12 protein-coding genes and 3 pseudogenes are annotated in these 21,281 nt (G+C 60.0%); 2 read left to right on the top strand and 13 right to left on the bottom strand.

What is annotated here, in order from left to right:
* Nucleotides 1-246 precede the first annotated feature (246 nt).
* Nucleotides 247-5,862, top strand: coding sequence for a putative Ig domain-containing protein (locus tag WLY71_RS16580; RefSeq protein ID WP_347804398.1), 5,616 nt, complete (start codon nt 247-249; stop codon nt 5,860-5,862).
* Nucleotides 5,863-6,331: 469 nt separating this feature from the next.
* Here the strand turns inward: WLY71_RS16580 and WLY71_RS16575 are convergent, their stop codons facing one another.
* The 8 genes and pseudogenes from WLY71_RS16575 to WLY71_RS16540 all read right to left on the bottom strand — a co-directional run bounded on the left by WLY71_RS16575 (nt 6,332) and on the right by WLY71_RS16540 (nt 14,330).
* A complete protein-coding gene (locus tag WLY71_RS16575; RefSeq protein ID WP_347804397.1) occupies nt 6,332-7,702 on the bottom strand; it encodes an HlyD family type I secretion periplasmic adaptor subunit in 1,371 nt (456 codons plus the stop codon).
* A complete protein-coding gene (locus WLY71_RS16570) occupies nt 7,695-9,416 on the bottom strand; it encodes a type I secretion system permease/ATPase (RefSeq protein WP_129444115.1) in 1,722 nt (573 codons plus the stop codon). Before WLY71_RS16570 ends, WLY71_RS16575 begins: the two co-directional genes overlap by 8 nt.
* A gap of 338 nt (nt 9,417-9,754) precedes the next feature.
* Nucleotides 9,755-10,999: a saccharopine dehydrogenase family protein gene (locus WLY71_RS16565; protein WP_347804396.1), complete on the bottom strand. Its 1,245-nt coding sequence runs from the start codon at nt 10,997-10,999 to the stop codon at nt 9,755-9,757.
* A 27-nt stretch (nt 11,000-11,026) separates the two neighbouring features.
* Nucleotides 11,027-12,124 (bottom strand): carboxynorspermidine decarboxylase, encoded by a 1,098-nt coding sequence (nspC, locus tag WLY71_RS16560; RefSeq protein WP_283180321.1) that lies wholly within the window; start codon nt 12,122-12,124, stop codon nt 11,027-11,029.
* 133 nt (nt 12,125-12,257) lie between these two features.
* Nucleotides 12,258-12,671: an arsenate reductase ArsC gene (locus tag WLY71_RS16555; RefSeq protein ID WP_347804395.1), complete on the bottom strand. Its 414-nt coding sequence runs from the start codon at nt 12,669-12,671 to the stop codon at nt 12,258-12,260.
* Between the two features lie 98 nt (nt 12,672-12,769).
* Nucleotides 12,770-12,919: pseudogene (locus WLY71_RS16550) on the bottom strand (ParA family protein); the annotation flags it as partial.
* 96 nt (nt 12,920-13,015) lie between these two features.
* A pseudogene (locus tag WLY71_RS16545) lies at nt 13,016-13,831 on the bottom strand (Ppx/GppA phosphatase family protein); the annotation flags it as partial.
* Nucleotides 13,827-14,330: a CHAD domain-containing protein gene (locus WLY71_RS16540; protein ID WP_347804394.1), complete on the bottom strand. Its 504-nt coding sequence runs from the start codon at nt 14,328-14,330 to the stop codon at nt 13,827-13,829. The pseudogene WLY71_RS16545 and the gene WLY71_RS16540, both read right to left, overlap by 5 nt.
* A 307-nt stretch (nt 14,331-14,637) precedes the next feature.
* Between WLY71_RS16540 and WLY71_RS16535 the strand changes: the two genes are divergently transcribed.
* Nucleotides 14,638-15,285 (top strand): MliC family protein, encoded by a 648-nt coding sequence (locus WLY71_RS16535; protein ID WP_347804407.1) that lies wholly within the window; start codon nt 14,638-14,640, stop codon nt 15,283-15,285.
* Between the two features lie 53 nt (nt 15,286-15,338).
* Here the strand turns inward: WLY71_RS16535 and WLY71_RS16530 are convergent, their stop codons facing one another.
* The 5 genes and pseudogenes from WLY71_RS16530 to WLY71_RS16510 form a co-directional block, all read right to left on the bottom strand.
* Nucleotides 15,339-16,523: a patatin-like phospholipase family protein gene (locus tag WLY71_RS16530; RefSeq protein ID WP_347804393.1), complete on the bottom strand. Its 1,185-nt coding sequence runs from the start codon at nt 16,521-16,523 to the stop codon at nt 15,339-15,341.
* A gap of 69 nt (nt 16,524-16,592) precedes the next feature.
* On the bottom strand, nt 16,593-17,057 hold the full coding sequence (locus WLY71_RS16525) for a MaoC family dehydratase (protein ID WP_347804392.1): 465 nt from the start codon (nt 17,055-17,057) through the stop codon (nt 16,593-16,595).
* Nucleotides 17,058-17,279: 222 nt separating this feature from the next.
* Nucleotides 17,280-18,379, bottom strand: a pseudogene (locus WLY71_RS16520) (AI-2E family transporter).
* Between the two features lie 78 nt (nt 18,380-18,457).
* Complete coding sequence (locus tag WLY71_RS16515) at nt 18,458-19,093, bottom strand: response regulator transcription factor (RefSeq protein WP_347804391.1); 636 nt, start codon at nt 19,091-19,093, stop codon at nt 18,458-18,460.
* 4 nt (nt 19,094-19,097) lie between these two features.
* Nucleotides 19,098-21,281, bottom strand: a 2,184-nt coding sequence (locus WLY71_RS16510) for a PAS domain-containing sensor histidine kinase (protein WP_347804390.1), incomplete at its 5' end; no start/stop codon positions are given.

The following is a 21,281-nucleotide window of genomic DNA, read 5'->3' as shown; positions in this document are numbered from 1 at the left end:
GAGTCTCGAGACAAGCCAATCCTGCTCAATTTTTCTGACTCTGTTTTGGATTCGGCTGAAAGGAGTGAGCGTCAACAGAACGTTTTTTTTTCGAAACACCCCACAACCGCTGATCAGTTAGTGCGCTTTTTTGACACTTCCCCGATATGTGGTCACAACTTTTGCGCTCCGCTGGGCCCTAACACGTTGGTCGTCGATGGAATATTGGCAGCTTCCGACGTTTTAGCCTGATACGGAGATAAGCTCATGATTTTCAATGTACAAAATTTTGGCGCCAAAGGAGATGGCATCACAGACGACACGGCGGCGATACAAAGTGCGATTGATGCAGCGGCCGCCGCAGGCGGGGGGCAGGTGTATATGCCGACCGGAACTTATATCGTTTCGGGAGGTGAGGAACCTTCCGACGGCTGCCTGATGCTCAAGAGCAACGTCTACCTGTACGGCGACGGCATGGGCGAAACCACCGTCAAGGTGGCTGACGGCTCCGACACCAAGATCACGGGTGTCATCCGCTCCGCCTATGGCGAGGAAACCCACGACTTCGGCGTCAGCAATCTCACCATCGACGGCAACCGTGACAACACCACCGGCAAGGTCGACGGTTGGTTCAACGGCTACATTCCCGGCCAGGAAGGCTACGACTCCAACGTCACCCTCGACAGCGTCGAGATCAAGGATTGCTCCGGGTACGGTTTCGATCCCCACGAGCAGACCGTCAACATGGTCATCAAGAACAGCGTATCCCACGGCAATGGCCTGGACGGCTTCGTGGCTGACTTTCTCAGCGACAGCACCTTCGAAAACAACGTCGCCTACGACAACGACCGGCACGGTTTCAACGTCGTCACCAGTACCCACGACTTCACCCTGACCAATAACGTTGCCTACAACAACGGCGGCAATGGCATCGTGGTGCAGCGCGGCAGCGAGGACATCCCCTCCCCCAGCAACATCACCATCACCGGTGGCGAGGTGTACGGCAACGGCGCCGAAGGGGTGCTGATCAAACTGTCCAGCGACGTGACCGTCAGCGGCGTCGATATCCACGACAACACCAGCGCCGGGATCCGCATCTACGGCAGCAACCACGTCGAGATCATCGACAACACGCTCAACAACAATTCCCTTGGCAGCCCGGTACCGGAAATCATCATCCAGTCCTACGACGACACCCTGGGCGTGTCCGGCAAGTACTTCAACGGCAGCGACAACACGATCCAGGGCAACATCATCAGCGGCAGCAACCTGTCGACCTACGGCGTTGCAGAGCGCAATGAAGACGGCACCGATCGCAACGCCATTATTGGCAACACCATCAGCCACACCAGCAAGGGTGCCACGCTGGTCTATGGCGACGGTAGCTACGTCAGCGCCACGGTGCCGATGACCACCGTGCAAGGTACGGCTGGCAACGACACCCTGCTGGGCGGCGCCGAAAGCGAGATTTTCTACGGCGGAGCCGGCAACGACACTATCAATGGCGGGGCCGGCGGCGACATTCTGGTGGGCGGTGCAGGCATCGACAAACTCACCGGCGGTACCGGCGCCGATACGTTCCGTTATGTCGCTCAGTCCGACAGTTACCGCAACGCAACCGCAAGCTTCGATGACACCATCACCGACTTCGACGTCACCCAGGACAAGATCGACCTCGCCGGCCTCGGCTTCACGGGCCTGGGCAATGGCCGTGGCGGCACCTTGCAGGTCAGCTACAGCGCCAGCAACGACCGCACCTACATCAAGGACTACGATGCCGACGCCAGCGGCAATCGCTTCGAATTGATTCTATCGGGCAACCTCGCCAGCACCCTGACCGCCAGCAATTTCATCTTCAATCACGTGGTCACCGGTACCAGCGGCAGCGACTCGTTGCTGGGCAGCGATTCCGCCGACACCCTGCTTGGCCTGGCGGGTAACGACAGCCTCGGTGGCGGAGCGGGCGACGACAAGCTCGACGGCGGTGCCGGCATGGACACCCTCACCGGCGGCACCGGAGCGGACATCTTTGTGTTCTCCAATCGCCTGGACAGCTACCGCAACTACAACACCGGCGGTGCCAACCTTAGCGACGTGATCACCGATTTCGATATCAGCGCCGACAAGATCGACATCTCGGCCATTGGTTTTACCGGCCTGGGGGATGGCAAGAACAACACCGTGTACCTGGTGCTCAACAGTGCCGGCACCAAGACTTACATCAAGTCCCTGACCGCCGACGCCGATGGCAACCGCTTTGAAGTGACGCTGAACGGCAACTACGTCGACAAGCTGACCAGCGCCAATTTCGTCTTCGCCACGTCGTCACCGGTCAACCATGCGCCGGTGGTGGCAACGGCGTTGCTGGATCAGAACGCAACCGAAAACACCCCGTTCAGCTACGTGGTGCCGGCCACCAGCTTCACCGATCCGGATAACGACAGCCTCAGCTACATCGCCAAACTGGCGAATGGCAGCGCCCTGCCCAGCTGGCTGACATTCGATGCAGCGACTCGTACGTTCAGCGGTACACCCAGCGATACCGCATCGGGCACTTACTCCATACAGGTCACCGCGACTGACGGCAGCAACGCCACCGTTAGCGACAGCTTTACCCTCGCCGTGCAGGACGTGCCCGCCTCACCCACTGTGATCAACGGCACGCCGAACAACGACACACTGACCGGCACCCCCGCCAACGAACAACTGTTCGGTGGCGCCGGTAACGACACCCTTAATGGCGGCGCCGGCAACGACATTCTGGTCGGCGGCACCGGCGCGGACAAACTCACCGGCGGCGCGGGTGCCGATGTATTCCGCTACACCTCAAATCTCGACAGCTACCGCACCAGTTCCACCAGTGCCAGTGACCAGATCCTCGACTTCGACGTTACCGCCGACAAGATCGACGTCTCGGCGCTCGGCTACACGGCTCTGGGCAATGGCCTGAACGGCACGCTGCAATTGACCTACAGTGCTTCGAGCAACCGTACCTACCTCAAGGATCTTACCGTCGACGCCAACGGCAACCGCTTCGAAGTGTCGATGGCGGGCAACCTGGTGAGCAGCCTGACGGCGAGTCATTTTGTTTTCGCCGGCCAGAACACCCCCAGCAATGCAGCGCCGGTGGTGGCCATTCCCCTCCTCGACCAGAACGCCACCGAAAGCACGCCGTTCAATTACACCGTGACCCATGACAGCTTCACCGACGCCGACCAGGATGCGTTGACCTACACCGCGACCCTCGCTGACGGTAGCGCCCTGCCCGCGTGGCTGAGTTTCAACGCCACCAGCCTGACGTTCAGCGGCACGCCGATCAGCACGGCTTCGGGCAACTACAACGTATTGGTCAAGGCCACCGATCCTTCTGGTGCTTCGGTCAGCGACAGCTTCGCCTTGGCGGTGGCCGATGCGCCCGCCAATACCATCGCCGGCACCAACAATGCTGAAGCCCTCAACGGCACGGCGGGCGCGGACCTGATCCTCGGCCTCGGTGGCAATGACACAATCAAGGCCGGCACCGGCGCGGACATCGTCGACGGTGGCGCCGGACGCGACTCGCTGTACGGCGGCGACGGGGCCGACACCTTCCGCTACACCAACGTGCTCGACAGCTACCGCGACTACGACACCGGTGGCGTCACGGCCACCGACACGATTTATGACTTCACCGCGGGCGTCGACAAGATTGATGTGTCAGGCCTGGGGTTTCTCGGCCTCGGCGATGGCAGCAATGGCACGTTGTACATGACCCTCAACGCGGCCGGCGACAAGACCTACATCAAATCCGCCGAGTCCGACGCCGATGGCAATCGCTTCGAAATCGCCCTCAATGGCAACTACCTCAACACGCTGACCGCCAGTGATTTCGTGTTCGGCGAGCGCGCCCAGCAGGACATCCTCTACCTACCCACACTCGGCCAATCCAATGCGCGCCTGCTGCGCATGACCGAGGACGACAATCAGTCCGGCACCTCGATGCTGGTCGAAGACCTGGACCGCTACACCCCCTATGACGTGCGCAGCCAGTTCACCGACGCCGATGGCAACGGCATCGACATAGCGGTGGGCGGCAGCACGGTCAACGGCCTGTCGACCATGAGCGCCGAGGAACTCAAGTTGTGCTGGTGGTTGACCGACACCAATCAGCCCGGGGCTGCGCTGTTGCGTGCCGTCGCGTTGCTGGGGGACCAGCGTACCGAATTGCAATCGATCGATAACGTCACCATGGGCATCATTTGGGGCCAGGGCGAGGAAGCCGCCCAGGAGATCGGCCGTGCCACGGACAAAACAGCGGCGGCCGCTGCCTACAAGGACGCGACCCTGAAGGTGTTTGATTACCTGCATACCCAGTTCGGCAACTTCAGCGTGTACATGATGGAGACCGGTCACTACCAGGAGGATGCGGCGCGAGCCCGGGGTTATTCCGAAGAGAAGATTGCCTCCATCGTCTCGGGCGTAGGCTATGTCCGCGCCGTCCAGGAATCAATCGCCGCCGAGCGTGCTGACGTCAAGCTGGCGGTGGACTACACCGACCTGCCCTTGCGCTACGAAGTCGATCCGCTGGTGTACCCCGACGACGTCTGGCACCTGCACGAGGAATCGGCGGAAATCGTCGGCCAGCGCCTGGCCGACTACATCGCCGATGACCTTGGCTTTCAAGGCAACCCCAGCGACAACAACAACGCGCAGGCGATTTTCGACAACGCTCAAAACCAGGGCGGGATGATTTCCGGCACCGACCAGGCAGATACCCTGGTGGGCAGCTCGGGCAACGACACACTCGATGGTGACTTGGGTGCCGACTCCATGACCGGTGGCGACGGCAACGACATCTATGTGGTCGATAACGCGTCCGACAGCGTGACGGAAACCAACACTTCACCCTCGCAGATCGATACGGTGCAGGCCTCAGTCAGCTGGACCTTGGGCGCCAATCTCGAGAATCTGGTGCTGACCGGCGTGTCGGACATCGACGGCACCGGTAATGAGCTGCGCAACTTCATCACCGGCAATGCCGCCGCCAACGTGCTCAATGGTGCCGCAGGGGCCGACAGCATGAGTGGTGGCGATGGCAACGACACCTACTATGTCGACAACGCCGATGACACCGTGATCGAGACCAACAGCAATGCGGTGCCTGGAGGGATCGACAGCGTGCACAGCAGACTGGCGGCCTATACCCTCGGCAACAACGTCGAGCGTCTTTATATCGATAGCACTGGCGCCGCCAATGGCACGGGCAACGCGCTGGACAACACGCTGTTCGCCGGAGCCGGCAACAACGTGCTGGACGGGCGCGATGGCAATGACACGGTGTCTTTTGAACGCGCCCTGTCCGGCGTTACCGTAAACCTCTCGACGTCAGCGCAACAAAACACCGGGGGTTCCGGGCTCGACACCTTGAAACTCTTCGAAAACCTGACGGGCAGCGCCTACGCCGACAGTCTGTCGGGCAACAGCGCGGCGAACGTTCTGAGCGGTGGTGCGGGCAACGATACGCTGGTGGGCGGTTCGGGCGATGACCGGTTGATCGGCGGCGCAGGCACCGACACGCTCACCGGTGGCACTGGCGCGGATACCTACGCGTTTGGTGCGCTGTCGGACATGGGCGTCGGGGCTTTGCGTGACGTGATCAGCGGTTTCAAGACCACCGAGGGTGATCATCTGGACCTTACCGGCCTGGACGCCAACCCGCTGACCGCCAACGTGGACGCCTTCACCTTCATCGGCAGCAACGCCTTCGACCCCACCAACGCCACCGGCCAACTGCGCTTTGCCGATGGCATTCTCTACGGCAGTGTCAACGCCGACGCCACCCCCGAGTTCGAATTCGAAGTGGTGGGCGTCAAGGAGCTGAACGCCAGCGACTTTACAGCCTGACGTCTTATGGGAGCGAGCTTGCTCGCTCCCATAAGGGATTTGTAGTGCCCGAAAACCAAAGACCACCACAGACCCTAATGTCAGTCAGTTAAGCCGCACCCCGATCCTTGTAGCAGCAGGCTTCGCCAGCTGCTACAAGGATCGCGTTGCGGCTTAACTGATTGGCATTAACCACAGACCCAATCACAAACGACCGTGCCGATTACACGGTCGGGTCATTGAGGCGCGAGGCGTCGTACGCAGCGATCCTGGTCATTCCTCTTTGAACGCCGCAAGCAAGCGTTCACGCAAAGGTTTCAAGCCGCAACGCGATCCTTGTAGCAGCTGGCGAAGCCTGCGTTCGGCTGCTACAAGGATGGTGTTGCGGCTTGACTGACTGGCATTAACCACAGACCCAATCACAAACGACCGTGTGCGGATTACACGGTCGGGTCATTGAGGTGTGAGGCGTCGAACGCAGCGGTCATGCTCATTCCTCTTTGAACGCCGCAAGCAGGCGTTCACGCAAAGGTTTCATCAGGTAATTCATAAAGGTGCGTTCCCCCGTCACCACCGTGACATCGGCGAGCATGCCGGGGCGCACCAGCAGGCCGGCGGCCTGCAGCGAGGCGACGGTGTCGGCGGGAATTTCGACCTTGGCGGAAAAGTACGGCTGGTGCGTCTGTTCATTGATCAACTGGTCCGCCGACACCGTAGTCACCGTGCCGGTGACCGTCGGCGTATCCACCCGTTGCAGCGCGGTGAAATGCACATGCACCGGCAGACCCGGGCGCAACTTATTGGCCATCAGCGGCTCGAAACGCGCGGTGATCGCCATCGGCGCATCCAGCGGCACCACTTGCATCAGGGTTTGGCCGGCCTGCGCAACGCCCCCGACCGTATGAATGTTCACGTCCATGACCTGCCCGGACACCGGCGCACGGATCGCACCGTTGTCGACTTCAAACTGCAAGGCACGAATCTGATCGGCATAACCTGCCGCCTCGGCAGAGACCTCGCTGAGCTGGGTTTCGGCATCGCGGCGAAATTCCTGCTGCGCCTGCAAGGCCTTGAGCCGGCTTTCATTGATCGCCTGGCGGGTCCTGCCAACATCGCCCACCCCGGAGGAAATCTGCCCGGCCAATTGGGCTGCGTTGCGTTCGGCCTCGAAGAGTTTGTTGCGCGGAATGTAGCCTTCACTGGCCAATCCACGCAGGCCTTCCAGCTCTTGCTGCTGGAAGCGCATCTGCGTGTCGTAGTTGCGCTTGAGGCCTTCGTAGCCTTGCAACTGCTGCTGCAATGCCGCGGCTTCGTGTTCGATGATCTGCAAGCGGCTGCCCAGTTCTGCGCGGCGGGTCAGAAACAACTGGCTCTGCAAGGCCATGGCGGCCTTGACCCGCGGCTCGGCGGCATGTTCCAGCAGTTCAGCGGGCCATTGAATGTCGGCTGAGCCCAGGCGCTCGGCAATCAACCGCGCCTCGACGCTGCGATCGTTGAGCAACTTGCCCAACGTCACGTCCCGTTGCGACTGCGCCTGCACCGTATTGAGCTGCACCAGCAACTGCCCCTGGGTGACGCGGTCGCCATCGCTGACCAGCAGATTTTCCACTACCCCGCCGACCAATGACTGCACAGCCTTGCGTTCGCCCGCCACCACCACGGTGCCACTGCCCACGACACCCTGGTCGAGTGGCGCGAGGCAGGCCCAAAGCAGGAAGCCGCCCAGCGTCAGGACCAGGAAACCCACACCATAGCGTGCTGCCCCCCCGGCGTCGGTATTGGCGCAGGGCAGCGTTGTGGCGCCGCGCACGCTCGGCCGTTGCTCGCTGTACGTTTGTGTTCCGGGGGTCAGATCACGCATCTTTGCCAGCCTCCCTGACCGCGGCCGGTCTTGGCCCCGGCATCAATGCTTTGAGCACTCGGTCCCGTGGACCGAATGCTTGTTGAGTGCCGTCCTTGAGCACCAGGATGTGATCGACCACCGCCAGCACATTAGGCCGGTGGGTAATCAGCACCACGGTGCTGCCAGCAGCCTTGAGCGCACGGATGGCCTGCACCAGCGCCTGCTCCCCGGCTTCATCGAGGTTGGAGTTGGGCTCATCGAGCACAATCAGCGACGGGCGCCCATAGAGCGCGCGAGCCAGGCCGAGACGTTGCTTTTGTCCACCGGACAAGCCAAGCCCGCCGGGGCCCAGCGGCGTGTCGTAACCCTTGGGGAACCTCAGGATCATCTCGTGAATGCCGGCGTGACGCCCGGCGGCGATGATCTTGTCGGCGTCCTGCTCGCCAAAGCGGGCAATGTTGTCGGCCACACTGCCGTCGAACAGTTCGATGTCCTGCGGCAGGTATCCAAGGTGCGGGCCCAGGGCGTCGTGGGACCATTGACTGATCTCGGCGTCGTCCAGGCGCACCGACCCGCCCATGGCCGGCCATACCCCGACCAGCGCCCTGGCCAGGGTTGATTTACCACTGGCGCTGGGGCCGACGACGGCGAGTACATCACCTTTGGCCAGGCTGAAATTGATGCCCCGCAGGATCGGTTGCGTGGCGCCGGGCGGGCCGACATACAACTGCTCCAGGCGCACTGCCCCGGTGGGCGGAGGCAAAGGCATGCGCAGGCGCTCGCGCGGATGCTGGGCAAGCAGTTGACTCAGGCGCTGGTAGCTCTGGCGGCCGGAGTTGAATTGCTTCCACGAGCCGATGGCGATTTCCACGGGCGCCAGGGCACGCCCCAGCAGCAGCGACATCGCAATCATCATGCCCGCCGACAATTGGCCTTCAAGCACCAGCAACGCCCCCAAGCCCAGTGCCAGCGACTGTCCGGAGATGCGCACGAAACGGGTCATCGAAGTGATACGCGCGCCGCGGTCGCTGGCATGGGCCTGGGCGGCAATGATGCGTTGCTGCAGCAGGCTCCAACGCTGGCGCAACGGCCCGAGCATGCCCAGGGCCTGGATGACTTCGGCATTGTGAAACGTGCTGTTTACATAGATCGACGACTGCACGCCCAGGCGATTGGCTTCGCCCAAGCGTGTGCGAGTCGACAATTCGCCCCACAGCGCCAGGCCGATCAGCACCAGGGCCAGAACCAGCGTCAGTACGCCGAACCATGGATGAAAGATGAACGCCACCAGCAGGAAGATTGGCAACCACGGCGCATCGAGCAAGGCGATCAGGCCCTGGCCGGTGATCAACTGCCGCAGCGTCGCCAGATCGATGAGCACCTGCGCCGGGTTGGCGTTGTGCTCGCGCAGGCTGCGAGCGAAGGCTGCGTCGAAAATCCGCTCGCCCAAGGCATCGTCCAGCCCCGCGCTCATACGAATCATCACCTCGCCGCGTGCCCACTCGATCAGGGCGCTGAACATGAACAGTCCCAGGGCGATCAAGGTGAGCATGAACAAGGTGGTTTCGTTGCGGCTGGTGAGGACCCGGTCGTACACCTGCATCATGTAGAGCGACGGCACCAGCACCAGCAGGTTGATCACCCCACTGAACAGCGCCAGCGACCAGAACACCCGGCGATAGCTTAATAAAGCGGCATCAATGTCATGACGCGGATCGAGAAGCAAACCCATAGAGTGTCGCTCGCAAAAGGAAAAGTCGGTTCAAGACGCAATCCATCGCGAACGTTTTGCCCTAAGGCATGGAGAAAACACTAAACGTAGCTGGATGCGCCGCAATCAGAGACGGTCCTTGTCGCTACAGGCGCCAATTACTGACCACGCAACCAGGGGTTAGTGCCGGTTCGACGGGCTGGGGTTCAATGTGGGTGACGGGCGGGGATGTTGGAGGCACAGTTCTTGATCTCGTCCTCAACAAGCCCAACACATTACGCACAAACAAAAACGCCGCTCAAAGAGCGGCGTTTTTGCGTATGGAGCGGGAAACGAGGTTCACCTGTATGTTGCGAGCCTCAAGCGTTGCAGCTCCACGGACGATCTCCATTCTCGTCCTTGATGCGGGTCGGCAGGCCCATCACATCCAGCGCCTTGAGGAACGGCTCAGCCGGAAGCTCCTCGACGTTGGCCATGCGCTGCACGTCCCACTCGCCACGGGCGACCAGCAAGGCTGCTGCCACGGGCGGCACGCCGGCGGTATAGGAAATGCCCTGGCTGTCAGTTTCCGCGTAAGCGTCTTCATGATCAGCCACGTTGTAGATAAACACTTCGCGCGGCTGACCATCCTTGGTGCCCTTGACCAGGTCGCCGATGCAGGTCTTGCCGGTGTAGCCAGGCGCCAGCGAGCTCGGATCAGGGAGCACGGCCTTGACCACTTTCAGCGGCACGACTTCCAGGCCCTCGGCGGTCTTGACCGGTTGCTCGGAGAGCAGGCCGAGGTTCCTGAGCACGGTGAACACATTGATGTAGTGCTCGCCGAAGCTCATCCAGAAACGCACGTTGGGCACGCCGAGGTTCTTCGACAGCGAGTGCACTTCATCGTGGCCGGTCAGGTAAAGGTTCTGCGCGCCTACGACCGGCAGGTCATCGGTGCGTTTGACTTCGAACATGGTGTTGCTGGTCCACTGACTGTTCTGCCAGCTCCACACTTGTCCGGTGAATTCGCGGAAGTTGATTTCCGGGTCGAAATTGGTGGCGAAATACTTGCCATGGGAACCGGCGTTGACGTCGAGAATGTCGATCGAGTCAATGCGGTCGAAATACTGTTGTTGCGCCAGTGCTGCATAGGCGTTGACCACACCCGGGTCGAAGCCCACGCCGAGAATGGCGGTAATGTTCTTCTCTTTGCACTCTTCGAGGTGGTTCCACTCGTAGTTGCCATACCAGGGCGGCGTCTCGCAGATTTTGCCCGGTTCTTCGTGAATGGCGGTGTCCAAATAGGCCACGCCGGTATCGATGCAGGCGCGCAGCACCGACATGTTGAGGAAGGCGGAACCGACGTTGATGACGATCTGCGATCCGGTTTCGCGGATCAGCGCCTTGGTCGCTTCGACATCCAGGGCGTTCAGCGAGAAGGCCTGGATATCGGCGGGCACTTTGAGGCTGCCCTTGGCCTTGACGCTGTCGATGATGGCCTGGCACTTGGAGATGTTGCGCGACGCGATAGCAATACGACCGAGTTCATCGTTGTGCTGCGCGCACTTGTGGGCCACCACCTTGGCGACACCTCCTGCACCAATGATAAGCACGTTCTTCTTCAATTTTTCTCTCTCTCCTTCTCTGCCAGCTTACGAAAGGCTGGACATGTAGTCGTTGTAACCAAACTCACGAACCACCTCGACAGTACCGTCGAGTTGTTTCACCACGATGGACGGCATTTTCAGGCCGTTGAACCAATTCTTCTTGACCATGGTGTAACCCGCTGCGTCGATGAACGACAGCCGATCCCCGATAGCTAGCGGACGATCAAATTGATACTCACCGAAAATGTCTCCGGCCAGGCAGGATTTGCCGCACACCATGTACGTGTGCTCGCCCTCGCTGGGCGCCAGTTTGGCATTCAGGCGATAGATCAGCAGATCGAGCATGTGGGCTTCGATAGAGCTGTCCACGACTGCCAGGTGCTTGCCGTTGTAAAGGGTGTCGAGCACGGTGACTTCCAGCGACGCGCTCTGCGTGATGGCGGCTTCGCCCGGCTCCAGGTAGACCTGCACGCCGTATTTTTGCGAGAAGGTCTTGAGGCGTGCGCAGAACTCGTCCAGCGCGTAGCCTTCACCAGTGAAATGGATACCGCCACCGAGGCTGACCCACTCGACCTTGTGCAGCAAGTCGCCGAAGCGTTCTTCGATGGTGCACAGCATCTGGTCGAACAGGCCGAAATCACCGTTCTCGCAGTTGTTGTGGAACATGAAGCCAGAGATCTGCTCGATGACCTGCTCGATCTTCACCGGGTCCCACTCGCCCAGACGGCTGAACGGCCGCGCAGGGTCGGCCAGCAGATAATCCGAGCTGCTCACCTGCGGATTGACCCGCAGGCCGCGCACCTTGCCTGCTGAAGCCTCGGCGTAGCGCTGCAACTGGCTGATGGAGTTGAAGATGATCTTGTCGCAGTTGTCGAGCATCTCCTCGATCTCGTCGTCGGCCCAGGCCACGCTGTAGGCATGGGTCTCGCCAGCGAACTTCTGTCGGCCGAGCTTGAGCTCGTAGAGCGACGACGACGTGGTGCCGTCCATGTATTGCTGCATCAGGTCGAACACCGACCAGGTGGCGAAGCACTTGAGTGCCAGGAGCGCCTTGGCCCCGGATTGTTCGCGCACATAGGCGATCTTCTGCATGTTCGCCAGCAGCTTTTGTTTGTCAATGAGGTAGTACGGCGTTTTGATCATTTCGAGGCGCCTCCGGCAAGGCCAGCCAAAAAAGGATGCGCATTGTGCCTTCACTGGCTACATATCGAAAGAGCAGGAAGCACTCTCCACGCGAATCGTGGCTCAATTTAAGTCCCAGGCACCTCGAACAGTTTCACTGCCTGGTCTTAACGGTGACGAACATTTTAATGCGGTCGTGAATTTCCTGGAGAGTATGACGAAAAGGCTCATGTCTCTCGCTGGTCGTCGGGTCTTCAAAACTCCACACGATCACTTCGCCCGAGGATGGCATCCGAGTGGCCTCTTCGGACGATTTATCGCACAGAGTGATTACATAATCGAACGGCTGCCCCTCAAGCTCATCGATGGCTTTACTACGCAGTCCCGTGCGGTCTACACCAATATGATCGAGAGATTCCAAGGTGCGTGGGTCGACCTCACTGGCCTCGAGGCCAGCGCTGCAGGGTTCGAAGTGAACCGAGTCAGTGTGTCGCAGCAGTGCTTCGGCCATGAGTGAACGAACGTCATTTTTTGCGCAAACGAACAGCACTCGAAATTTGTCAGCCATGACTCTCTCCCCTATCTCAGTCTGTTGAACCAGTAATCTTAGTCGACGGGTAGCCGCCCCGTTCAGGCCTGGCTTTCAAGCAAGTTGAACAGCTCCACGTAAATCGCTTGGCGAGAAAAGTTTTCGCAATCGGAAGGGATCAAACAGCGGCCAGCGGCAATCAGCGCCGACGAGGCGGCGATCAAATGCAAGTTGTCGAAGCGGGTTTCATGGATGTGGGCTTGGGCCTTCTTTGAGGCCGGGCCAGCATCATGTCTTTCCCTGAGTTTTATAGCTTCAAACACTGTAAAAGCTGTAACGATTCAACGTAAAGGTCCCTGCTCCGCAAGGTTGCTATGGGGTGATCAGTGATTACACATCAGACCATGAAGAACGCCGAACCTCAAACCCGGCTCGGAAGGCGTCATATGCGAGACACCAAACACCTTGAATGCCGCCAGCATGAGTACAAGACCTCCAGGCAAGATGCTCTGGCGATGGCTTTGCAAGCCCGTCAGCCGAAGCTGTTTGACATGTCCCACTTCAAGCAGGCGCAACGACAAGCGCAACAGGCCGCTGTAGGTGATACCGTTTTCGCCATAGTCGTTCAACCCGTTGGCCTTGAGTACTTTGGCCAGCATCCGTGCGGTGCCTGAAGAACCTATCACCTGCTGCCAACCCAACGCGCGATAACGACGCGCCACCTTTTCAAACTGCAATGTGGCTACACGCTCAGCCTCCAGGAGTGCCTTCGCCGTAATACAGCCACCCTGAAAGTAACGCGCGCCGAAGGTGCCGCTGCCAATGGCAATACTTTCGGTCAATAAGGGCTGAGCGCCCTGCCCCAGAATCAGTTCAGTGGAGCCGCCACCGATATCCACGACCAGTCGCCTGCTCTGTGTACCCGGCACCGTATGAGCAACACCGGCGAACACCAGTCGGGCCTCTTCATGCCCAGAGATGACGTCAATCCGGAAACCCAGGTGCCGCTCCGCGCTGGCCAAGAACAGTTGAGCATTGTCGGCTTCGCGCACTGCACTGGTCGCTACCGCCCGCACACGTCCGGCCTCAAAGCCGCGTAACTTTTTGCCAAATCGTGCGAGCGCTTGCCATCCCCGATCCAACGCCAGCTCGTCTAGTGCCCCGCCTTGAGACCCTTCCGCCAAACGGACAGGTTCACGAGAGAGGTGAAAGCTTGGGAAAAGCTTCCGTGAGGTAGCGCGTGCGCTTGACCAGGATTCTCAGCTCGTGCCGATCAAATTCAGTGTCATCCACGGCAGCATGCAGTCGATCAATCTGCTTTTTCAGTGCTTTTTCGATTTGAGGCTGGATGTGTTTTAAACCGCCGCTGACTTCAACTGAGCGAAAAGAGGAAGGCCACATATCCAATTGAATGAACAGGTTCTTGAGGGCCGGGCTTTTTAGAATCCTGGAGTAGTGAGATGCCAAGCCCGCTTTTCTGAGCTGAACCTGGGCGGGAAAACCCCTGCCCTCCAGTTCCTGAATCATCACCTCCAGATCCCGAGCGGGTGTAGTCAGCCTTCCCACATCAGCTGCCGCGATGTTCAGGGTTGCCACCTCGGTCATGGAGCGCATCGGTCGGAGCAAACTTCTGATACGCCTCACGGCGATCCTGAGATCGTGCAAAGCTTCGCTATCAGTCCGTGCCTCCAGCCGCATCGATCATCAATATTGACTCTCCTTGAGAGCTAACCGCGGCCACTGGAAAGGCAGTGAGTCCGACGCCGGGAACATGAGTCAGTGTTGGAGCAAATGCAGAGCCGGCTGAGCAACGCGCCGGAGATGCTGCTCTCCCTGCGGGAGACATCCGCGTGCCCCCCTCCTACAACCCAGCCAACGCCGGGAGTGGCAAGTTTTGAGCACTGACTTACACTGCGATACACCCAATGCGAACGAATCAATGTTCAACAGATCGATAGGTTCCATGGCAATCCGGGGATCACGTAATGATCTGGGTAAAGCCAACATGAAAACGGTCACGCCCCTTTTCACCTGTCTGCTCGCTGCCAGCGTTTGCGCGGCGACGAGCACCTGCGCAAATGCTGCGTCGTTCAAGACCAGCTTCGATTGCGCCACGGCAAGGGCATCCGTTGAAAAGCTTATCTGTCGCGATTCGCAAATGGCGCAGATGGATATCGAATTGACGCGTCTTTATCGCCTGGCGCTCACGGATGAACGTTCAGTACCGCGGCCAGACAAAGTCTTGATCGACCAGCAGTTCTGGATCGACTCCCGTAAGCAGTGTGCGTCCACGCCTGAGCCCAAGGCGTGCACGATCCGAAGTTATGTCGAGCGCGCGCACCAGCTACGCCAAGGTTCGGCCATTGTGAGAACCAAGGATCCAGACAGGCTTACCGAAGGCCCCTTGGCTTTTCGTTGTACAGGGTTTGACGAACTGATTGCCGCCACCTTCTTTAACACGCAGCCAGGTGTCGTGTACCTGAAATGGGCGAACACCTCGATCACCCTGAGCCAGGTGCCGAGTGATTCGGGAACCCAATACACTGGCAAGGATTCCCAAGGGAACTACCGTTTCTGGCAAGACGGCAACGGGGTCATTTTCCAGAAGCCAGGCTCAGGGGCAATGAGTTGTACGGCCGAGCCGGTCAGCTGATTTCTCTTGGGCAAATGCGGGATGTTTTGGGCAGGCAGAGCGCCGGCCCTCTCTCACGTACTCGGCGATTTATGCCACGGATAGCCTTTCGCACTGAGTTCAAAGGCGTATTCGAACAATCGCTTCATGTACTCGCCATCAAATCTATGATTGCGAGAAATATCAAAGTCGGAGCCGATGTACGCCAGATTGAAGTCCGCCCCATCCTGCTGTGCAATTCGGTAAATTCGATCCAGATCGCTGATCCCCTGAGTCTGGATCAATGCGCTGATGGCGCGACCGCCGATGCTCAAGGTGCGGCGCTTGGTTCCGGACCACTGCAACTCCAGTTTGCCGTTGCGAATGACATAGAAATGCCGTTCATCACGCAAACGCGCCCCGGTCACGCGGTTCAGCGCCATCACGGTGCCGGGTGGGTAAAGGAACACCTGAGTCAGGACGCCTCCGTCCACGTGCATTTCCTGAAACTGTTGACCGTCAACCTCCACATCGATCATGACGGGTGAGACGGCGCCAGGAATACTCATCGACGCGACCATGATGTTGCGAAACAGGTCGAGCGCGCCCGGTGCCTGGCTCGAGGCAATAGCGCCCATGTTCCAGGTGACCGGGCGCCCTGAATCAAGATCGGTGGTGCCGATCATCAGAAGACGTCCTTTGGCGTATTGCGACGCGATCGCCGCAAGAATCTCGGCAGTGATGTGCTGTGCAATCAGCCGCGACAGTGGCTTGCTGTGTGCCATACCATCGCTGGCAAGACGGGTCAGCACACTGCGCGGATGGAAAATGTCTTTTGGACCGACTGCATTGCAGATACCCAGAATGACACCGTCGTACTGGGGCCCCAGGTAGGCAAACGGGGCGACCAGGGCGCCAGCGCTAATGCCGGTGACGACTTTGAACACAGGTCGAGTCCCATGCAGGGTCCATCCCGCAATGATGCCCCCCGCGAATGTGCCTGCATCGCCGCCCCCCGAAACGGCCAACATGCTTGCCAGCGGCAGGGTGTCATTGGGCATCCCTGCGCTGGCGAGCGCTTCAGCCTCTCGAATGTTGGCCTGACTCACATCCCGAATGAACGGGGTCAGATCCTGGTCCAGCCAGTAGCGAGCATCTGGAATGTCAGGGATGAGCGCTTTTTCGGTTAACGTTGGCGGCACCGCATCTCGGCGTTGCAGGCACGCTTGACGCAACATGTTCAGCGTTGAGGCGCTAGGCCTGAGCAGGAATGTTTTCAAAACGCCTCCTCCGACCCCAGCAACCGACAGAGCCCATCACGCACGCTCCACACACCTATGACGACCTTCTCAATCAGGCGCCGGTCTTCTGAAGACCAGCAGTTTGCCGGTGGCTCGCTGCACGACCTTGTCGTTTTGATTGAGTGTTTCCATGAACAGGGTCACCACACCCCGATCTGGCTTGGAGCTGGATGGATCGAGGGCCTGCACGGTGCATTGCAGACGCAACAGATCGTCCGGGTAGGTCGGCGTCGGCCAGCTCAACTCGATGCCCAGGCCGATGATCCCGTCTGCCAATGGCACGCTTTCCACCAACAGCTTCATGGTCAGGGCGGCGGTGTTCCAGCCACTGGCTGCCAGGCCACGGAACAGACTCAGCTCGGCGAGTTCAGGATCGAGGTGAAACGGTTGCGGGTCGAACTCCTGAGCAAAGGCCAGCATCGACGCTCGATGGACACGCAGGCTGTCGCTTTCGAACTGCTGACCCAGACTCAGGTCATCGAGGTAGAGTTTTTCCCAGGAATGGATGGTCATGATTCAACCCTCTTTAGGCGTAGCTGATGTCGCTGAGGTCGATAGCCACCACTCACGTCCACGTTGTAGTCGTGTCGACGAAGCAGGAAGTCCTCGCCGAAGTAGAAATCCTGCACCGCGCAGTGAGTGGCGAAGTCCAAACGGTCATCTGGCGGGGCGCACTGTCCTGCTCGTCAGGGCGAATGGCCTGAATATCTTTCATGCTAGCGCAAGCCCGGGTACTTATAACGTCGGCGGGACGTCCGGTCTGTTCTGCGGCTGATCTTCCACCCATTGCCAGAACAACTGATAGCCGACCGCAAGCACCACCGGGCCGATGAACAGCCCGATAATGCCACTGGTGACATGCCGCCGAGGGCGCCGATCAGCACCACCGGCATCGGCACATCGACACCGCGCCCCAGCAGCAATGGCTTGAGTACGTTATCCACCAGGCCGGCAACGAACACGTAGATGGAGAAAACAATGGTCGCCGTGCTGGCCCCCTCGGTGGCGAACACAAAGGCAATCACGGGCAGCGTAATCAGCGTCGCCGGCAATTGCATGATGCCGAGCAGCAGCACCGCCAAGGCAAGCAGCCCGGCACCGGGGACGCCCATGAGCACGAATCCGATGCCCACCAGCAGCATCTGGATGAAGGCGATGCCGACCACCCCCAGCGCGACCGCACGGATCGTTGCGGTACACAGTTCGGCGATTTTCGGCCCCTTGGCCGGACCACTGACGCGGGCCGCGATCTTTACCGCGCTGCGGCTGCCGCTCTCGCCATAGGCCATGAAAATGCCGGCGATGATCAATGCAAAAATAAAGGTGAGGAACCCCAGGCCGACGCCGGCGAGTTTGGCCAATAAACTCACGCTGAAATGTTTTATCTGGGGCAGGTACTTCGCTGTCAGGTCGGGAAGATCGGTTGAGGCCTGCAGCCATACAGCAGAGACCGACTTGCCCACTAACGGCCAGTCAGCGACTGAGTCAGCGGGGGGCGGAATATGGAAGTTGCCGTCCCTGACGGTGGTCATGGCGTGCTCGACCGAATCGGCAATCGAGGTGACCAACAGATAGACCGGCACCATGAGCACAACGATGGCGATCAGCACAATCAGCGTCGCAATGCGGCCGTCTTTCTGACCCCGCGGCCCCTTGAGTCGCTGTTGCAATGGGTAAAGGGTGATCGCCAGGATCAGCGACCACAGCATGAGGTCGCGGAACGGGCTGAAGATCTCAAAGCAGAACAGCACCAGTACGGCAATCAGTCCGGCACGGATCAAAACATCGAGCAGACTGCGTGTGAACGCCTTCTCGGAGCTGGATGTGGGCACCATTGCTGCCTCCTTGCAGATCGCTGCAGAGGGATGAGATCGGTTAGCCCAGCATAGACGCTCAATGGAAAACGCGACCAATCACCGCAGCTTCAGCGGATCAACCAGTTCAGCGGCGATGGCCATGCCCACCAGGTCCGGCAAGGTATTGGCCTGCATGCGTTTCATCACCCGCGAGCGATACAGGTCGACGGTTTTTGCGCTCACGCCCAGTTGTTCAGCGATTTCACGGGTGGTGTAACCCTGGACCAGCGGCAGCAAGACATCGCGCTCCCGAGGGGTCAGTGTCAGCAAGCGTGCCTGCAAGGCTTCATGGCCCTGATTGCCCGAGCGGTTTGCTGCGCAGTTACTAAGCGCTTGTTGCACGCTGTCCAGCAGCAATTGCTCGTTATAGGGCTTCTCGATGAAGTCATGGGCACCTGCCTTGAAGGCGCGAACCACGATCGGCACATCCGCGTGCCCGCTGACGAAGATGATCGGCAGGTTCAGCTCACGTGTGCGCATTTCTTCCTGCACGTTCAAACCGCCCATGCCGGGCATGCGAACATCGAGCAGCACGCAGGCATCGAGCGTGGCATCACAAGCATTGAGAAACTCCACGCCACTGGTAAATGGCAAGGCCTTGAGCCCTACCGATTCCAATAACCAGACCGTTGAATCGAGCATGCCTTGATCGTCGTCGACCACATACACCACGTGCTCCCTCACACCTGCCATTACGTTATTCCTGTTGTTGTTTTGTTGGGCCGGCCAGCGGCAAACGGCAGCACATCAGCAGCCCGACAGATTGGCGTCGGGCCTGCAATTCGCCACCGAAACCTTCGATGATGCTGCGACTCATGGACAAGCCAAGTCCCAGGCCATCGGCCTTGCTGGTATAGAACGGGGTAAATATCTGCTCCAGTTCCGGTTCGCTGACGCCTGGCCCCTGGTCTTGCACACTGATTTCCACGGTTGCACCACCGCCCTGCCCCGCAGCCATCACGATCAGCGAAGGTTGCCCCGGATGTTGTTCGCGGTTGGCGTCGATGGCATTGCGCAACAGATTGAGCAGCACCTGCTCCAGCAGCACCCGGTCGGCATAAATCGGCGGCAGATTATCCGGCAGGCGATCCTCGATTGTCACTTGGCAATTGCTCGCTTCCCAGGCACATAAACGCACGGCCTCGCGGGCGACGTCGGTGAAATTCAGGGCTTGCATCCGGCGTTGTCCCTTGCGCAGAAACGCGCGCAAACGTCTGATCACTTCTGAAGCATGCGTGGCGTGATGGGTAATGCGCTCCAGCCCTTGCGCCACTCGGGCGGCGGCTTGGGGATTGGAATCCAGCGTCTGTAAATAGCGCTGGCTGGCATTGGCGTAATTGACCACCGCCGCCAATGGCTGGTTGATTTCGTGAGCGATGCCCGAGGCCAATTCACCCAGGGTGACCAACCGCGCCGTGTGTGCCAGTTCGTCCTGATGACGGCGCTGTTGCACTTCACGCAGTTCACGCTCGGTCATGTCCCGCGCCACCAAGGAGTAATAGCGCTCGCCGCCGGCCGAACGGTGCGCCAGCAGCACCAGCGACACCGGCACTGAAGTGCCGCCACCCGGTGGCTGCAATCGCGCATCGGTGCTCCAGACACCGTCGCGTTCGGCGCTGCTCCAGCCATCGCGCTGCAGACGTGCCAGGTCGCCGCTGGCGAACAATTGCGCCAGGGCCGGCATCGGTTGTTGCTCGTCGATCCCGAGAATGCGCCGCGCCGCCGGGTTGAGGTAAGTGACTTGCCCCTCGGGGTCGATGAACAACACCGGATCGGTGTTGGCCTCGACGACCTCCGCCAGGCGCCGCTTGTTCTCCTCGGCTTGTACTCGGGCGGTGATGTCCCGGGACACGCTGACCACTTCGACTACCGTGCCGGTGTAGGTTTCACGAATCGCCCGGCTCGCGGTTTCGAACCACAGGTAATGCCCGTCTCGATGGCGAATGCGATAGGTCATCGTGTGATAACCGTCCTGCTCCAGGGCATCCCGCGCGCGCTGCACCAGGCTGGCCAGGTCCTGACCATGGAACAAGCCCTGGGCCATTTGCCCGCGCAACTCCTCCGGCCAATAGCCAAGCAATGTCCAGGACGCGGGCGAGGCATCCAGAAAGCGCCCGTCCGGTGTGTGTCGGGAAATCAGGTCGGTGGTGTTCTCGATGATCAGCCGGTACAGCCGCCGTGCCGTGGCGGCTTCACGCTCGGCCAACACTTGTGCCGTGGCATCGCGGCAACGGGCGAGCACGCGGTTGTCCTGGGGATCGGGGATAAACGTCCAGATCAGGATCTGCGCTTCGAATTGGGCTTCGACCCCGTCGATGGCGCGTTGCTGGTCGAGGCAGGCACGGACCAGCACCCGGTGATTGACCGGCAAAAAGCCCAGCACATCGGTCAGCGGCTTTTCGGCGAGCAGTGCCAACAGCGCGGCATTGAATTCCAGCGGTCGGCCCTGGGCATCGAGCAACAGACTCGGTTGCGGATCGTGGCCCAACAGCGGCGAGCCCCGCAACATGCCGTTGACGCTGCTCAGCAACGTCGTCAGCAAGTCCTGCACCCAACCCAGCCAATCAAGACTCACGCCCTCGCACACTTCCACCAACAACAAACCCGGCTGCCCAGGCGTCAAGGCCAGATCAAACACCTGGCCATGGCTGATAGCCGCCCGGCGCAGTCGGCCGGCCAGCCAGCAATCGAGTTGACGTACTTGAGCCAGGTCCAGCCGTCCCGCCTCGACCAGCCGATCAAACAGCCGCTGATCGCTGGCCAGCGAAGGGTCGCCCAGCCCCGGTGGAAAATGCTGGGCGGCGCCCTCGTGGCTGTAAATCCGCGCATTGGGTTGCCAACTCAGATAAACCGCCCGGCGCACCTCGGGGCAATCCTGCAG

This window comes from Pseudomonas rossensis (genome assembly GCF_039888995.1).
In the GTDB taxonomy this organism is placed as follows: domain Bacteria; phylum Pseudomonadota; class Gammaproteobacteria; order Pseudomonadales; family Pseudomonadaceae; genus Aquipseudomonas; species Aquipseudomonas rossensis.
This window is presented reverse-complemented; position numbering and strand designations above follow the sequence as displayed.

Coding starts and splice junctions, on each gene's coding strand:
- WLY71_RS16580 (WP_347804398.1), top strand. CDS start 247: ATGATTTTCAATGTACAAAATTTTGGCGCCAAAGGAGATGGCATCACA.
- WLY71_RS16555 (WP_347804395.1), bottom strand. CDS start 12,671: ATGGCTGACAAATTTCGAGTGCTGTTCGTTTGCGCAAAAAATGACGTT.
- WLY71_RS16515 (WP_347804391.1), bottom strand. CDS start 19,093: ATGGCAGGTGTGAGGGAGCACGTGGTGTATGTGGTCGACGACGATCAA.
- WLY71_RS16540 (WP_347804394.1), bottom strand. CDS start 14,330: ATGCGGCTGGAGGCACGGACTGATAGCGAAGCTTTGCACGATCTCAGG.
- WLY71_RS16525 (WP_347804392.1), bottom strand. CDS start 17,057: ATGACCATCCATTCCTGGGAAAAACTCTACCTCGATGACCTGAGTCTG.
- nspC (WP_283180321.1), bottom strand. CDS start 12,124: ATGATCAAAACGCCGTACTACCTCATTGACAAACAAAAGCTGCTGGCG.
- WLY71_RS16535 (WP_347804407.1), top strand. CDS start 14,638: ATGAAAACGGTCACGCCCCTTTTCACCTGTCTGCTCGCTGCCAGCGTT.
- WLY71_RS16575 (WP_347804397.1), bottom strand. CDS start 7,702: ATGCGTGATCTGACCCCCGGAACACAAACGTACAGCGAGCAACGGCCG.
- WLY71_RS16570 (WP_129444115.1), bottom strand. CDS start 9,416: ATGGGTTTGCTTCTCGATCCGCGTCATGACATTGATGCCGCTTTATTA.